The organism is Actinophytocola sp. (genome assembly GCF_035762905.1).
Classification (GTDB): Bacteria; Actinomycetota; Actinomycetes; order Mycobacteriales; family Pseudonocardiaceae; genus DASYTH01.
Genome location: NZ_DASUCC010000077.1, coordinates 74,678 through 90,974, shown reverse-complemented (window position 1 = coordinate 90,974; position 16,297 = coordinate 74,678). Strand labels below are relative to the sequence as shown.

The 16,297-nt window shown below is 73.5% G+C and carries 11 protein-coding genes; 7 read left to right on the top strand and 4 right to left on the bottom strand.

Annotated features, from left to right (window positions below):
- Positions 1-6 precede the first annotated feature (6 nt).
- Complete coding sequence (locus VFV67_RS15615) at positions 7-342, top strand: antibiotic biosynthesis monooxygenase family protein (protein ID WP_326470716.1); 336 nt, start codon at positions 7-9, stop codon at positions 340-342.
- A gap of 61 nt (positions 343-403) precedes the next feature.
- Here VFV67_RS15615 and ychF read toward each other — a convergent pair whose 3' ends face one another.
- A complete protein-coding gene (gene ychF / locus VFV67_RS15610) occupies positions 404-1,483 on the bottom strand; it encodes a redox-regulated ATPase YchF (protein WP_326470714.1) in 1,080 nt (359 codons plus the stop codon).
- A gap of 227 nt (positions 1,484-1,710) precedes the next feature.
- On the opposite strand from ychF, the gene VFV67_RS15605 reads away from it, so the two are divergent.
- From VFV67_RS15605 to VFV67_RS15590, 4 genes are all read left to right on the top strand, one after another.
- On the top strand, positions 1,711-4,938 hold the full coding sequence (locus tag VFV67_RS15605) for a S8 family serine peptidase (RefSeq protein WP_326470712.1): 3,228 nt from the start codon (positions 1,711-1,713) through the stop codon (positions 4,936-4,938).
- Between the two features lie 95 nt (positions 4,939-5,033).
- Positions 5,034-6,512 carry an AlkA N-terminal domain-containing protein gene (locus tag VFV67_RS15600; RefSeq protein WP_326470710.1) on the top strand — a complete coding sequence of 493 codons (1,479 nt, stop codon included), beginning with the start codon at positions 5,034-5,036 and terminating at the stop codon, positions 6,510-6,512.
- Positions 6,509-7,006, top strand: a complete 498-nt coding sequence (locus VFV67_RS15595; protein ID WP_326470708.1) for a methylated-DNA--[protein]-cysteine S-methyltransferase — start codon at positions 6,509-6,511, stop codon at positions 7,004-7,006. The genes VFV67_RS15600 and VFV67_RS15595 overlap by 4 nt, the downstream gene beginning before the upstream one ends.
- A 64-nt stretch (positions 7,007-7,070) precedes the next feature.
- Positions 7,071-8,600, top strand: a complete 1,530-nt coding sequence (locus VFV67_RS15590) for a M48 family metallopeptidase (protein ID WP_326470707.1) — start codon at positions 7,071-7,073, stop codon at positions 8,598-8,600.
- 16 nt (positions 8,601-8,616) lie between these two features.
- Here the strand turns inward: VFV67_RS15590 and VFV67_RS15585 are convergent, their stop codons facing one another.
- Both VFV67_RS15585 and VFV67_RS15580 read right to left on the bottom strand, forming a co-directional pair.
- Complete coding sequence (locus VFV67_RS15585) at positions 8,617-11,868, bottom strand: SMC family ATPase (protein ID WP_326470705.1); 3,252 nt, start codon at positions 11,866-11,868, stop codon at positions 8,617-8,619.
- Position 11,869: 1 nt separating this feature from the next.
- Entirely contained in the window at positions 11,870-13,051 is a 1,182-nt protein-coding gene (locus VFV67_RS15580) for an exonuclease SbcCD subunit D (protein WP_326470703.1), read from the bottom strand.
- A gap of 133 nt (positions 13,052-13,184) precedes the next feature.
- Between VFV67_RS15580 and rmuC the strand changes: the two genes are divergently transcribed.
- On the top strand, positions 13,185-14,114 hold the full coding sequence (gene rmuC, locus VFV67_RS15575) for a DNA recombination protein RmuC (RefSeq protein ID WP_326470702.1): 930 nt from the start codon (positions 13,185-13,187) through the stop codon (positions 14,112-14,114).
- 156 nt (positions 14,115-14,270) lie between these two features.
- The gene (locus tag VFV67_RS15570; protein ID WP_326470700.1) at positions 14,271-15,062 is read left to right on the top strand and encodes a DUF6542 domain-containing protein; all 792 of its coding nucleotides are present in this window, start codon (positions 14,271-14,273) and stop codon (positions 15,060-15,062) included.
- A gap of 227 nt (positions 15,063-15,289) precedes the next feature.
- Here VFV67_RS15570 and VFV67_RS15565 read toward each other — a convergent pair whose 3' ends face one another.
- Positions 15,290-16,288, bottom strand: a complete 999-nt coding sequence (locus tag VFV67_RS15565) for a 4-hydroxy-3-methylbut-2-enyl diphosphate reductase (protein ID WP_326470878.1) — start codon at positions 16,286-16,288, stop codon at positions 15,290-15,292.
- Positions 16,289-16,297: the final 9 nt, after the last annotated feature.

Sequence of the window (16,297 nt, the reverse complement as noted above, 5' to 3'; positions counted from 1 at the left end):
TCCGCCATGGACGGAACCCGTCCGGCCACGCTGCCGGAGCCGCCGTACTACGCCGTGGTGTTCACCTCCCTGCGCGCACCGGTGGACGAGGGCTACGCCGACACCGCGAAGGCGATGTTCGAGCGGGTCCGGGAGCAGCCGGGGTTCCTGGCCGCGGACTCGGTGCGGGCCGCGGACGGGCTGGGGATCACGGTCGCCTACTTCCGCGACGAGCCGGCCATCGCCGCGTGGCGGGACGACCCGGAGCACGCCGCGGCCCGGGCCCGCGGCCGGGAACGCTGGTACGACTCCTACGCAATTCACGTTGCGAAAGTTGACCGCGCATACCGCTGGGATCGCTGACCCCGATATACCCACCGTCACGATTTCCCGGCGGCGTTCAGCGCAATGTCACAATTCCCGGTTATTTCCCGTGCCGGAACTCGACGACGTCGCCGTCGGCCATGACGTAGTCCTTGCCCTCCATGCGTACCTTGCCGGCCGCCCGCGCCGCGGCCATCGAGCCGGCCGCGACGAGGTCGTCGTAGGCGACGACCTCGGCCTTGATGAACGCCCGCTCGAAGTCGCTGTGGATCACGCCGGCCGCCTGCGGCGCGGTCCAGCCGGCCCGGATGGTCCAGGCCCGGGACTCCTTGGGGCCGGCGGTGAGGAAGGTCTGCAGGCCGAGCGTGTGGAAGCCGGCCCGGGCCAACGCGTTCAGGCCGGGCTCGGTCTGCCCGATGGAGGCCAGCAGCTCGCGCCGGGACTCCTCGTCCAGTTCGAGCAGCTCGGCCTCGACCTTGGCGTCCAGGAACACCGCGTCGGCCGGGGCGACCAGCTTGGCCAGCTCGTCGCGCCGGGCCGGGTCGCCGAGCACCGCCTCGTCGGCGTTGAACACGTACAGGAACGGCTTGGTGGTGAGCAGGCTCAGCTCGGCCAGCCGGGGCAGGTCCACCTCGGACCCGGCGGCGAACAGCGTGCGGCCGGCGTCCAGCACGGCCCGCGCGTCCTGCGCGGCGGTCAGCTCCGGGCGGGCCTCCTTGCGGGTGCGCGCCTCCTTCTCCAGCCGGGGCATCGCGCGGTCCAGGGTCTGCAGGTCGGCGAGGATCAGTTCGGTGTTGATCGTCTCGATGTCCGCGGTCGGATCCACCGCCCCGTCGACGTGCACCACGTCGGGATCGTCGAACACCCGGATCACCTGGCAGATGGCGTTGGCCTCACGGATGTTGGCCAGGAACCGGTTGCCGAGGCCCTGCCCCTCCGAGGCGCCCTTGACCAGGCCGGCGATGTCCACGAAGGACACCGTGGCCGGCACGGTCCGGGCGCTGGCGAACAGCTCGGCCAAACGGTCCAACCGGGGATCGGGCAGCGGCACCACCCCGACGTTGGGCTCGATCGTGGCGAACGGGTAGTTCGCCGCCGTTACATTATTGTTCGTCAGCGCGTTGAACAGGGTGGACTTTCCGACGTTGGGCAATCCGACGATGCCGAGGGTCAAGCTCACGACGAGCGAGTTTAAGCGGCGGCCGGGAGGAGACCGCGGCCAGGCACATTCCCCCGAATGGACGCTGGCGGATGCGTCCCAGCTCAATAACACTCCGTGCACCTCCTACTTTCGACACTTCACCCAATTAGGGAGAGCGTGCTTAGGTGTTGCTTCGGCGTAGCCCTCGGCGGGGCGAGGAGTGCTCGCCGACACTGCTCGCTCACCCAGCCGAGGAAGGAAATGGGATGACGTCCCAACGTGAATGGCGCCGGCGTGGCCGGCTTGCCATCGGGATGGCGTTCACGACGGCCATCGCCGGAGCGACGCTGGTCGCCCTGCCGCAGGCCGCAACCGCCGCCCCGTCTCCCGATCAGGTCTCGATCGGGAAGCACGACGAAGAGCTGCTGACCCAGGCCAAGCAACGGGGTGACAAGACCGTCAAGGTGCTCGTCGCGACGAAGGACGGCGCCGAGGCGCAGGGTGTGGAAACGCTGACCAAGGCCGGTGCCCAGGTCGAGTACCGCGAGGACGCGGTCAACTACGTGCGCGCCGAGATCCCCGTCGACCAGGTCAAGAAGGTCGCCGGCAAGCCCGGCGTGCTGGCCATCGACGTGGGCGAGAACATCCCGCTGGACGACCCTCGGCCACAGGGCGAGCAGAACCCGACCCCGCAGCAGCCCCCGAACGCCAGCACGCCTCGGGTCAACGCCTACATGCCCACCGGCGACACCGGTGCCGCCCAGTTCGTCAACAGCAACCCGGCCTGGGACGGTCGCGGCGTGACGGTCGGCGTGGTGGACACCGGCATCGACCTGGACCACCCGTCGCTGAACACGACCAGCACCGGTGAGCGCAAGATCGTCGACTGGGTCACCGGCACCGACGGCGGGTTCACCGGCGGCGTCAACAACGACGACGACCCGACCTGGGTGCTCACCTCCGGCACCGTCCCGCCCGGATACACCCTTCCGCCGGGCGGCGGCACGTTCCGGTTCGGCACGTTCAACGAGCGCGACCCCCGGTTCGGCGCCGAGCTGGGCAACGACGCCAACCGCGACGGCAACCCGCCGGGCAGCAACGGCCTGTTCGACGTGCTGTGGAACACCGTGGACAACTCGGTGCGGGTGGACACCAACCAGAACCGGAACTTCGCCGACGACATGTCGATGCTGGAGTACAAGGTCCGCAACGACGTCAACCGGTTCGGCACCGACAACCCGGCCACGCCGGTCAAGGAGGCGCTGCCGTTCGTCGTCCAGATCGACGCCCCGAACCAGTCGGTGAACATCGGTGTGATCTCCGGCGCGCACGGCTCGCACGTGGCCGGCATCATCGCCGGCAACAGCCTGTTCGGCGGTCAGATGAGCGGCGCCGCCCCCGGCGCCAAGCTGGTGTCCGTCCGGGCCTGCCTGTTCGTCACCGGCTGCACCAACTTCGCCATGATCGAGGGCATGATCTACGCGGTCGAGACCGCCAACGTCGACGTGATCAACATGTCGATCGGCGGCCTGCCGCAGCTCAACGACGGCAACAACGCCCGCGCCCAGATCTACAACGACCTGGTCGACACGTTCGACGTGCAGCTGGTCTTCTCGGCCGGCAACAACGGCTCGGGTGTGAACACGATCGGCGACCCGGCGGTGGCCGACAAGGTCGTCGCGGCCGGCTCGTACATCTCCAAGGCCAGCTGGCAGCGCAACTACGGCTCGGACGCGACCGGCGAGGACCACCTGCACGGGTTCTCCTCGCGCGGCCCGCGGGAGGACGGCGGCTTCAAGCCGAGCATCGTCGCACCGGGCTCGGCCGTGTCGACGACACCGCTCTGGCAGCCCGGCCAGCCGGTGGCCGGCGCCATGGTCCTGCCGCCCGGCTACGGCATGTTCAACGGCACCTCGATGGCCTCGCCGCAGACCGCGGGCGCGGTGGCGCTGTTGATCAGCGCGGCCCGGGCGCGGGGCGTGCAGCACGGCGCCGCGCAACTGCGCCAGGCCCTCACCTCCTCGGCCCGGTTCATCTCCGGCTACCAGGCCTACGAGCAGGGCAACGGCCTGATCCAGGTCGGCGAGGCGTGGAACCTGCTGCAGCGCAACATCAGCGTCACCGACTTCACCAGCAGGGTGGCGTCCGGCTCGCCGCTGGCACCGTTCCTGGCCACCGCGGGTCAGGGCATCGGCATCTACGACCGCGAGGGCGTTCGGGCCGGTGACCAGTACTTCCGCGACTACACGATCACCCGCAACACCGGTTCGGCCAGCCCGATCACCTACCGGGTCAACTGGGTCGGCAACGACGGCACGTTCAGCTCGCCGAGCAGCATCACCCTGCGCAAGGGCTTCGCGACGAAGTTCCGGGTGCAGATCCGGCCCGGTTCGGCCGGCGTGCACTCGGCGATCATGAACCTGGACAGCCCGCTCACCACGGGCGTCGAGTTCCAGACGCTGAACACGGTGGTCGCGGCCGAGGACTTCAACGGCGGCAACAACTTCACCGTCCGGCACGGCGGCACGATCGGCCGGAACCAGGTGGCCAGCCACTTCGTCCGGGTCGCGCCGGGCACCCCGGCCCTCAAGGTCGACCTGCAGGGCGGCGGCACCGCGCCGGGTGCCGGGCAGATCCGGTTCCTGCGGTTCCACCCGTTCGGCGTGGCGGGCGAGGGCCTGACCACGAACAGCCTGTACTGCTACAACCCGCCGGTCGCGGTCGGCGGGGTGTGCGCGGGCGGTACGCCGACCAGCCGCGTGGTGAGCAACCCGACGCCGGGCGTCTGGGAGATCACCATCGAGGCACGGCGCACGTCCGACACGGCACAGGCGCCGTACACGATCAGCGCGTCCGTGCTCGGCGCCACGATCAGCCCGAACCCGGACGTCATCCCGTCCGCGCAGATCGGCGTGCCGGTGAACCGGTCGTACACGCTGAACAACGTGTTCGGGTCGATGACCGGCCGGGCGACCGGCACCCCGCTCGGTAGTGCCCGGATCACCACGCCGACGATCGCGAACCTGGCTCAGCAGCAGTTCCCGATCACGGTGACGGCGGGTTCGAGCCGGCTGCGGGTCACGATCGGCTCCACGTCGGACAAGGCGGCCGATCTCGACCTGTTCGTGTTCAACTGCACCAGCGGGGCGTGCCTGCTGGCCGGGCAGAGCGCCGACGGCGACTCGGAGGAGTCGGTGACGGTGACCAACCCGGCGGCCGGGCTGTGGATCGCGCTGATCGACGGGTTCGCGGTGCCGGCCGGCACGACCACGTACAACTACGTGGACGTGTTCAGCAACGCCGCGTTCGGCTCGGTGGCGGTGACCGATGCCAACGCCGTGCGCGCGTCCGGTGCGTCGTGGACGGTGCCTGGCGTGGTGACGGTCGCCTCGGCTCCGGCGGCCGGGCGGGTGCTGCTCGGCAACATCGAGGCGCGCACCGACGGCAACGTGCTGGTGGGCTCCAGTGACGTGATCGTCCAGAGCGTCTCGTAGCGGGAAACCCTTCGGAGGGCGGGACGGCGCGGCCGTCCCGCCCTTCGGGCTTCATGGCCGATTTCCGCGAGCCCGGGCCCGGTCGCGCTGGCAGCATGGTTCTCGTGCTGATTGACTCCGAGCAGGGCTACCGGGCGGTCTCGGCCCGCGACGCGCGGTTCGACGGGCAGTTCATCGTCGCCGTGCGCACGACCCGGATCTACTGCCGGCCGTCCTGCCCGGCCATCACACCCAAGCGCCGCAACGTGGAGTTCTACCGCACGGCCGCGGCCGCCCAGCAAGCCGGTTACCGGGCCTGCCGGCGCTGCCTGCCGGACGCCGTGCCCGGCTCGCCGGAGTGGAACCTGCGCGCGGACCTGGCCGGCCGGGCCATGCGGCTGATCTCGGACGGCGTCGTGGAGTTGGAGGGCGTGCCCGGGCTGGCGCGCCGGGTCGGCTACTCCGAGCGGCACCTGACCCGGGTGCTGACCACCGAACTGGGCGCCGGACCGCTGGCACTGGCCCGGGCGCACCGCGCGCACTCGGCCCGGCTGCTGATCGAGACGACCACGCTGTCCTTCGCCGACGTGGCGTTCGCGTCCGGGTTCGCCAGCGTCCGGCAGTTCAACGACACGATCCGCGCGGTGTTCGCGGTGACCCCGTCGGAGCTGCGGATGGCGGCCAAGCGGCGGTCCCGCGGCGCGCCGCCGACGGCCGGCCGGCTCACCGTGCGCCTTGCCTACCGGCCCCCGTTCGACGCGGCCGGGCTGCTCGACTTCCTTGCCCTGCGGGCGATTCCAGGCGTGGAGTCGGTCATCGACGGGGAGTACGCGCGCACCCTGCGGCTGCCGCACGGCCAGGGCACCGCCCGGCTGCGGCCGGCCGGCGGGCACGTGGACTGCACGCTGCGGCTGACCGACATGCGCGACCTGGGCAGCGCGGTGGCCCGGCTGCGCCGGCTGCTCGACCTGGACGCCGATCCGGGCGCGGTCGACGAGTTGCTCGGCGCGGACCCCGAGCTGGCCGGCCCGGTGGCCGCCACCCCGGGAATCCGGTTGCCGGGCAGCGTGGACGCCCCGGAACTGGTCAGCCGGGCGCTGATCGGCCAGCAGATCACGGTGGCCGCGGCCCGCACCGCGCTCGGCCGGCTGGCCGCGGCGCTCGGCGAGCCGCTGACCAACCCGGACGGCGAGCTGACCACGCTGTTCCCCACGCCCGCGGCGATCGCCGAGGGTGGCCAGGCCGTGCTGACCGGGCCGCGCCGGCGGATCGCCACCATGCTCGAGGTGAACGCGGCACTGGCCGCCGGCGATCTGGACGTGCACGTGGGTGCCGACCCGGACGAGCTTTCCGCCGCGCTGCGGGCATTCGCCGGGGTGGGGCCGTGGACCGCCGGATACGTGCAGATGCGGGTACTCGGCGCCACCGACGTGTTGCTGACCGGCGACGTGGCCTTGCGTTCCGGCGCAACGAATCTCGGCATTCCGTCCGATGTGGACGGATTGTCGAACCGGGCCCGCGCCTGGCGACCGTGGCGGTCGTACGCGGGCATGCATCTCTGGCGCTACGCCGGATCATCGAGGAGGAAGTCGTGACCGCTTATTCATCCACTGTGGACACTCCGGTCGGCCCGTTCACCACCGTGGTCGCCGGCGACGGCGCCGTGCTCGCCTCGGGCTGGACCCCGACCATCGACGACCTGCTGCCGGTGATCGCCCGGAGTCTGCGCCCGGCCGAGGTGCGTGGCCGGCCCGAGCTCGGCGCGGTGACCGCCGCCGTGCGGGCATACCACGACGGCGAACTGTCCGCTGTGGACGGTATCGAGGTGCGCCAGACGTCCGGTGAGTTCATCCGGCGCGCCTGGGACGTGCTGCGCACCGTGCCGCCGGGCAAACCCACCAGCTACACCGATTTCGCGGCGCTGGCCGGACAACCGGACGCGGTGCGCGCGGCGGCCGGCGCCTGCGCCCGCAACGCCGCGGCGCTGTTCGTGCCGTGCCACCGCGTGATCCGCTCGGACGGCTCGCTCGGCGGGTTCCGCTGGGGCCTGCCGGTCAAGCGCTGGTTGCTCGACCACGAGACCCCCTAGGAGCCGACCGTCCACTTGTGTCACACTCCCCCTCCGCCAATCCGGGCGGAGCGGGAGGGACGCAATGGGTTTAGGGCTGCGGGCAGCCGCGACGGTCGTGCTGCTGCTGTTGTTTCCGACGGTGATGCTGGCACTACTGGCCGGGTTGATCACGGTCGAACTGTTGGCGCTGCGCGAATCGACGGCACTCGCGGCCAAATGGGCGTTCGTCGCGGTTCCGGTCGGGCTGGTCCTGGCCAAGGGCCTCGGCACGCTGGTCGCGAAGATCCACGCCCCGGCCGAGGGGGTGCGGCTCACCGAGGCGGCCCAACCCGAGCTGTGGGGGCTGGTCCGCAAGCTGGCGGTGGTGGCCGGAACCCGGCCGCCGGACGAGATCTACCTCACCGCGGAGGTCAACGCCGCGGTCATGGAGGAGACCCGGCTGCTCGGGCTGATCGCCGGAACCCGGCGCATGTTCATCGGCGCACCGCTGCTGGCCGGGCTGCGCGAGGACCAGTTCGCCGCCGTGATCACCCATGAGCTGGCGCACTACGGCAACGGGGACACTCGGCTGACCGGCATGGCCTACCGCGGCCGGCGCGCGCTGCTGCGCACGGTCAGCGAGCTGGACCGGTCCGACTTCTTCCAGAAGCTGCTGGCGTTCCTGCTGATCGGCTACCTGAAGCTGTACCTGCGGGCGTCCACTGCGGTGTGCCGACGCCAGGAACTGGCCGCCGACCAGGCGGCCGCGCGGGCGGCCGGTTCCCCGGCGGCCTCCGGCGCGCTGCGCGAGCTGGCGCCGCTGGACGCGGCCTGGGACGCGTTCACCGAGCACCACCTGCTGCTCGGCTGGCAGGACGGCTACCTGCCGGCGGACGTCTTCGGCGGGTTCGCCGACTTCCGCGCGTCGGTCGACGACCAGCTCGACCGGCTCAGGCAGAACCCGCCGGCCGACGGCTCCCCCTACGACACCCATCCGCCGACCGGCACCCGGGTGACCGCGATCGACGCGCTGGCCGCCGCCCCGGTGGTCGAGCTGGACCAGCGCGCCGGCACCGTGGTGCTGCGCGACCCGAAGACCGTGCTGGACGCGGCGCTGCTCACCGCACTGGTGCCGGAGGCGGCCGGCAAGCAGCGGGCGGACTGGGCCACCCTCGCCGCCCTGCACGGCCGGGCCGTGACCACCGCGCAGGCGGCCGCGACGATGGAGGCCGCGGTGGTCTTCGCCCGGGAGAGCCCGTCCGTGCGCACGCTGCTGGACACGCTGGACGCCGGCCGGCTCACAGACCTGGCCAAGCCCGAGACGCCGATGCCCAACGACGCCGGTCCGCAGGGCCGCCGCGAGTTCGTCCGGGGCAAGGTCATCGAGGGCGTGACCGCCGCCGTCCAGGCGGTCCTGGTCGACGCCGGGGTGGCGCGCTGGACGCCCACGTGGCCGAGCGGTGCCGAGTTCGTCATCGACGAGCCGTACGCCGGCCGGATCGAACCCCTGGTCGCGGCGGCCTGCGCCGACCCGGCGGACACCGCCGGCCTTCGGGCGCTGCTGGCCGAGGCCGGCGCCGACCTCGACGCCGAGCTGGCGCCGCCGGCCAGGAAGGAAGCGGTGACCCGGTGACCGGATACAGCAGGCGCTAGGCGGTCAACTCGAGCACCGAGCCGGTGCGGGACTTGCGCACCCGCAGGCGGACCGGGATGCGTTGGCGCAGTTCCTCCACGTGGGACACCAGGCCGACCACCCGGCCGCCGGTGCGCAGCTCGTCGAGGGTGTCCATCACCTCGTCCAGGGTGTCGGCGTCCAGCCCGCCGAAGCCCTCGTCGACGAACAGCGTGTCCAGCAGGGTGCCGCCGGTGGCGCCGGCCACCACGTCGGCGAGGCCGAGCGCGAGGGCGAGCGAGGCGAGGAACGTCTCACCGCCGGAGAGCGTCTTGGCCGGCCGCACCCGGCCCGAGTAGTCGTCGAGCACGTCCAGGCCGAGCCCGCCCCGGGTGCCGCGCGGCCCGGCCTCGTCGGAGTGCACGAACGAATAGCGGCCGTGGCTCATCCGGCGCAGCCGCTCGGTCGCGGCGGTGGCCACCTCGGCCAGCTTCGCGGCCAGCACGTAGGCGCGCAGCGACATCCGCCGGGTGTTCTGGCCGCGCCCGTTGACCACGTCGGTGAGCGCGGCCAGCTCGGCGAACTCCGCCTCGAGCGGCGCAAGCGCCCGCCAGGCGGCGCGCAGCCGGCCGGCCAGCCCGGTGATCTCCGCGACCCGGTTGCGGGCCTGGCTGGCTTCGGCGACGGCCCGCTCGGCCGCCGCGCGGGCCGCGGTCACCCGCTCGATCGCCGGGTCGAGCTCGACCGGGGTGTTCGGGTCGACGCCGGCCAGCTCCGGTTCGGCGAGCACCCGCCGGGCAGCGGCCTCGGCCAGTGCCGCCGCGGTGATCCGGTCGTCCAGCTCGGTCATGGCCGCCTCGGACCGGACGGCGGCGCGGGCCACGTCCGGACCGGCGAACCCGGCCGTCGCCACCGCCTCGGCCAGCAGCGCGCGGTGCTCGGCGATCCGCTCGGCCACCGCCGCCCGCTCGGCTCGTGCCTGCGCCAGGGTGTCCAGCGCGGCGGCAACGGCCAGCAGGAACGTCCGCCGCGCCGGCACGTCCGGATGCGGCCCGCGCGCCTCGTCGAGCTGCCGGGCCCGGGCGGCGATCCGGTCCCGGCACCCGTCCCGCTCGCGTTCGGCCGCGGTCACCTCCCGTTCGGCCGCCGCGTGCCGATTCCGGACCGTCTCGGCCTCGGCTTCGAGGTCCCGCACGGCCATGGCGTGCTCGGCGCGTCGTCCGGCCAGCTCGGCGGCGGCCCGGTGCTCGGCCTCGGCCCGGCGCCGCAGCGTGCCGAGCTGCCGCGCGGTCCGCCCGGCCAGCCGGTCCACCAGCGTGGCGTGCGCCTGCTCCGCCTCGGCCAGCTCGCCCGCCGCCGCCTGCCGCGCGTCCAGTGCCCGCTGCTCGGCCCTGGTGGCCTGGTGCTCGTCCATCGCGGTCACCGTGGCCAGCTCCAGCCAGGCCGGCTGCGGATGCTCGCTGGACCCGCACACCGGGCACGGCCGCCCGGCCACCAGCTCCGCGGACAGCTCGGCCGCCATCCCCTCCAGCCGCCGCTGCCGCACGTCCAGCACGGTCTCCCGGGCGGCCTGATGTGCGTCCACCGCCCGCCGGTGCCGATCGGCCGCCGCCCGCACGGTCTGCTCCACCTCCGGCAGCCGGGTCGCCTCCGCCACCAACCCGGTCAACTCGTCCAGCGCCGCCCGCACCCGCTCCAACCCCGCCTGCGCCGCGGTCGACTCGTCCAGCCGGCCACGCGCCACACCGATCAGCTCCGGCAGCTCAGCCACCCGCGCCGCCAACCGCCCCGCCACCGCCCGCCCCCCGGCCACCACCCGATCCAACTCGGCCACCCGCGCCGCATCAGCCTGCTGCCGCGCCGCCTCCTCCACCAGCCCACCCAGTTCCCCCGCCCGTTCCCGCAGCTCCCCAGCGATCCCACGCAGCCCCGACCCAACCTGCGCCGCCGAACCCAACCCACCCGGCACTCCCCGCACCGCCGAACCCAGCCCGCCCGGCTCTCCCCGCACCGCACCGCCCAACCCACCCGGCGCCCCATGCACCGCCGGGTCGAGCCCGCCCGGCTCTCCCCGCACCGCCGAACCCCGCTCGCCCAGCTCCCCCCGCACCGCCGAACCCTGCTCGCCCAGTTTCCCCTGCACCGCCGAGCCCTGCCCGCCCAGTTCCCCCCGCACCGCCGGGTCGAGCCCGATCGCCTCCCCCCGCACCGCCGGGCCCAGCTCGCGCAGTTCCCCCTGCACCGCGGGGCCGAGCCGGCCGATCGCCGCCCCAGCCCGCTCCTCGGCCTCCTCGGCGGCGGCCAGCAGCCGGCGTACCCGGACCAGCTCTCGCTCGGCGGCTGCGACCTCGCGCGCCCGGCGGGCCGCGGCCAGCTCCGCCTGCCAGGCCGCCCGCTCCGGAGCCCGCGCGGTCAGAGCGGCCAGCTCGCCGTGCGCCGCCCGGACCCGGCGCACCCGGCCGGCCAGCGCGCGCAGCTCGACCAGCTCCTGCTCGGCGGCGGCCCGGTCGAGTGCCGTCGCCGCCTCCCGCTCCGCGGCCGCCGCTGCCGTCGCCTCGGTCCACGCGAGGCGCCCGGCGAGCCACCCCTCGGCCGCGTCCTCGGGCGGCTCGCCACCGGCCACCTGGGCGACCCGGGCCACCAGCTCCCGCGCATCCTGCCGCCGCCCGTCCAGCTCCCGGCCGCGCTCGGTCCGGCGCTCCCGGAACCACTGCTCGACCCCGGCGAAGTGCTCGGTGCCGAACAACCGCTCGAGCAGCCGCTCCCGCTCACCGGTCTCGGCCCGCAGGAACCGGGCGAACTCGCCCTGCGGCAGCAGCACCACCTGGAAGAACTGGTCCTTGCTCATGCCGAGCAGCCGCTCGACGGTCAGCCCGACCTCGTCGATCCTGGTCAGGCCCTCCGGTGCGTGTCCGCTCGGCGCCGGCCCGACCCAGGTCAGCGACGCCTTGGCCGGGGCCCGGGTGGTGCCGGTGCCGCGCCGCTTGGGCCGCTGGTACTCGGGCGAGCGGGTGATCTTCAGCCGGTGCCCCTGCACGGTCAGCTCAAGCGCCACCTCGGTCGGGGTGTCCTCGCCGGCATAGTCGCAACGCAGCCGGCGGGCCTCGCCGCGCACCCCGGGCACGGCGCCGAACAGGGCGTACGCCACCGCGTCCAGCAGCGTCGTCTTGCCCGCCCCGGTGTCGCCGTGCAGCAGGAACAACCCGTCGGCGCCGAGCACGTCGAAGTCGACCGCCTCCCGCCCGGGGTACGGCCCGAACGCCGCCAGCTCCAGCCGGTGCAGGCGCACCTCAGGCGGCGGCTTCCCGGACGGGCCGATCCGCGCCCGGTTCCCGCGCGGCCGCGGCGACCAAGGCGGCGCCGAGCAACTCCCGCTCCCGGTCGGTCGGCTCGCCGCCCCGGCAGTCGGCCACGAAGCAGCACGCGATCTCCAGCTCGGAGCGGCCCCGAGCGGCGCCCGGGTAGCGCAGTGGACCGGCGGCGAACCCGCCCTCCGGCCGCCACTCCAGATGGACCGCGTGCGGGAAGCGTTGCTGCAGCCGGCGCAGCGGGTCGGTCGGCCGGACCTGGTCGGTCAGCTCGACCGACAGGAACGCGCCGGTGAGCGCCTCGTGGCCGGGCTCGGTGAGCAGCTCGTCCAGGGTGCCGCGCAGGGTGCCGAGCCGGCGCGGCACCGGCAGCTCGCGTCGCTCCACCCCGGCAAGGCCACCCGCGTCCAGCTCGACCAGCCAGACCGACTTGTGGTGCCGGGCCTCGGAGAACGAGTAGGCAAGTGGGCTGCCGGAGTACCGCAGGTGCTCGGCGAGCCGCTGCGGGCCGTGCAGGTGGCCGAGCGCCACGTAGTCCACTCCGTCGAACACGGCGGCCGGCACCTGCTCGATGCCGCCGACCGCGATGGTCCGCTCGGAGGCGCTGCCCTGCCCGCCGGTGACGAAGGCGTGCGCGAGCACGACCGAGCGGGTGGCCGCCGGCCGGTTCCCGAGGTCGGCCCGGATCCGGCGCATCGCCTCGGCCAGCACCCCGGCGTGCCCGCGCGCGTCCGGGGTGCCGAGCGCGTGCCGGGCCGGTTCCGGCTCCAGGTAAGGGATCCCGTACAGCGCGACCGGCCCGTGCCGGTCCTCGAGCAGCACCGGGACGGCCAGCTCCGCAACCCGGGTGCGCAAGTGCAACCCGCCGGCCGCGGTGAACTCGCCGAACGCGCCGAGCCGGGCCGCCGAGTCGTGGTTGCCCGGGGTCAGCACGATCCGCGCGCCGGCCGCCCGGATCGCCCCGAGCATCCGGGTGCACGCGGCGACCGCCTCGCCGGCCGGGACCGCGCGGTCGTACAGGTCGCCGGCGACCACCACCACGTCCACCCGCTCGGTGGCCACCAGGTCGGCCAACGCGCCGAGCACCGCCTCCTGGTCGGCGAGCAGGTCCCGGCCGTGGAACATGCGCCCCACGTGCCAGTCGGAGGTATGCAGCACCCGCATGTTGGTCAAGTTAAGCGCGGCCGACGGCTCCGATGCGGCAGCCACGCCGGTCGAACGCGTGTTTGCCGGTTTTGTCGGTGGGGCGGGTGAAGATGTCGCCCGGTACGGATCCGGCCACGGAAAGGAGCCAGCGGTGACCGCGGTGCTCGGCACGATTGTCGTCGTGCTGTTCCTGCTTCTCGCGGCCGGCGCCGCGCTGTTCCTGCGGCTCTACAACGACGGCGCCCGGCGCGCCGAGGCCGCGCTGGCGGCCCTTGAGCAGGAGCGGCAGCGGTCCGACCAGCACCGGGCGGCGCTGCACCGCTACGAGATCACGTTCGCCTCGATCAGCGGTCGGGGTGAGCTGGGCGAGCGCGTGCTGGCGGACACCGCGCGGGCGCTCGGGTTACGCGAGGGCCTGCACTTCACGGTGCAGACCGACGTCGGCGGCGGCGGGTCGGTCCGGCCCGACCTGCTGCTGATCGTCGGCGCCGGCCGGCTGGTGCCGGTGGACGCGAAGACCAGCATGGCGTGCTGGACCGAGGCGGTGGAGACCGACGACGCCGAGGAGCGGGCCGATGCCCTGCGCGTGCATGTGCGCAACATCCGGTCCCGGGCGGCCGAACTGGCCGGCAAGGGCTATCAGCGCTGGGCGGACGCGATCTACGGAACGATCATGTTCGTCCCGTCCGACGCCGCCGTGGTCGCCGCGCTGGACGCCGACCCGGACCTGCTGCGCTGGTTGCTGGATCGCCGGGTCTTCCTCTGCGGGCCCACCGGCTTCGCGGTCGTCGCGTCAGCCGCCCTGTTCGCCACCACCGAACGGGCCCTGGCCGCCGACCTGGAGGCCATCCGCGGCCAGTCCGCCGCCGCGCACCGCGCCGCCGGCGCCGCCATCGACGCCGCCAACGTCTCCAGCACCCACCTCCAGCGCTTCCTCCAGGCCCGGCGCCGCGAGTTGGACGCCCTCACCCATTTCCGGATCGCCGCCACGCCCCTGCAGACCGCCGCGGCCAGTCCCACCCCGCTGCCCGCGATCCGCGAACCCGACCCGGATCCCGAGGAAGTGGTGCCCCTGGACTGATCCACAACTGAAGACATCGCGTCCCGAAAACCCCATCGCCACCTGGTCTCCGGACCCGGCCGCCGCTGTGGTTGGGGTCACATTGCCGCTGCCCGCTTGGGCATCGGTGGTGTGACTGCGGTTGGCGTCGGGCGCCAACCGTCTAATCTGTCAACTGTGACCGCGACGCGTGATCGCTCCAGCGATCTTGAGGACGAGCCCGCCGAGCTGGCGTGGGACGAGCGTCCGGTCTTCGGCAACTTCCGGGGGCTGCCCTGGTGGGCCGCGGTCCTGCTGGCGTTCGGAGTGGCCGGGATCGCCGCTGTCGTGGACATCCAGCGGCAGGGCTCATTGGGCCGCATTTATCAGGTCGCCTACGTGCTCGGCTGCGTGCTCGCGGTGGCCTGGGTGCGCCGGCGCAACTTGTTCGGGCCGATCGTGCAGCCGCCGCTGGTCTTCGCGGTGACCGCGATCGGGGCCATCGTGTTCCTCCAGTCCGGCTCCCCGCTCAGCGGCGGCGTGAAGGCCCTGGTGTTCTCCGTAGCCCTGCCGTTGACCAGCAACTTCCCCACCATGGGCGTCACCACCGCGATCGTGGTCGTGATCGGCGTGCTGCGCCTGTGGCTGCAACGCAACCCCAACCCGCCCGTGCGGCCCAGCCGCTCCTCCCGCGGCCGCGAGACCCTGGACACCCACGACGCCCGCGAGTCCCGCCGCACCCCCCCGGACCGGGCCGGCGAAGGGTCGGACCGCCGCCGCACCGCCGACCGCCGCTCCCCGCGCTCCCGCCCCGCCGCCGAACCCGACCCGTTCGCCCAGGACCAGTTCGCCGCCGAGGACCGCTGGGCCGAGACCCCGCGCCCACCCCGCGCCCAGCCCCCCGCCGACCGCCCCCGCGGCTCCACCCCCCGCGACCCCAACCGCCGACGCCGCCCCGACCAAGACCCCGACCAACGCCGCCGCCGCTGACCCACCCCGGGTTCAGCCCAAGGCCGCAGTCATCCGGCCAACACCCACGGGTTCGGGGCACTCGGCTGCCCCAACCGGCAACTCGGTAGCTCCGGCCGACAACTCAACTGCGCCACCCGGTAACTCAGCTGCTCCAACCGGCAACTCAGCTGCTCCAACCGGTAACTCGGTAGCTGCAGCCGGTAACTCGGCTGCCGCAAGCGGTAACTCGGCGGGTGCGGCCGGGGTCAGCCGGCGGTGCGGCTCTTGCGCAGTTCGCGGGGCAGCGCGAAGGTGATCTTCTCGTTGGCGGTGGTGACCTCCTGCACGTCGACCCAGCCGCGCTCGGCGAGCCAGGCGAGGAGGTCCATGACCAGCTCGTCGGGGACGGAGGCACCGCTGGTGACGCCGACCGTCTCGACCCCGTCCAGCCAGGCCGGGTCCACCTCGTGCGCGAAGTCGATCAGGTACGACGCCCGGGCGCCGGCCTGCACGGCGACCTCCACCAGGCGCTTGGAGTTGGACGAGTTGCGCGAGCCGACCACCAGGACCAGGTCGCACTCGGCGGCCATGGCCTTCACCGCCACCTGACGGTTCTGCGTGGCGTAGCAGATGTCGTCGCTCGGCGGGTCGGCGAGCAGCGGGAACCGGGTGCGCAGCTGCTCGACCCGCTCCATGGTCTCGTCCACCGACAGCGTGGTCTGGGACAGCCAGACCACCTTCGACGGGTCGCGCACCTGCACCCGGTCCACGTCCTCCGGCCGATCCACCAGCTGCACGTGCTCCGGCGCCTCGCCGGCCGTGCCCTCGACCTCCTCGTGGCCCTCGTGCCCGATCAGCAGGATGTCGTAGTCGTCCCGGGCGAACCGCTTGGCCTCCTGGTGCACCTTGGTGACCAGCGGGCAGGTGGCGTCGATGGTGCGCAGTGACCGCTCGGCGGCGGCGGTGTGCACCGCGGGCGCGATGCCGTGGGCGGAGAACACCACGAGCGCGCCCTCCGGCACCTCGGACACCTCGTCGACGAAGATCGCCCCGCGCTCCCGCAGGGTGTCCACGACGTGCCGGTTGTGCACGATCTCCTTGCGCACATACACCGGGGGCCCGTAGGTGTCCAGCGCCTTCTCGACGGTCACGACGGCCCGGTCGACGCCGGCGCAGTAGCCGCGCGGCTTGGCCAGGAGTACACGCTTCATGACATCCAGGGTACGGACCGACCCTCGGTAGGCAGATCGAGCGGGCTGCGGCAGGCTTGTCCC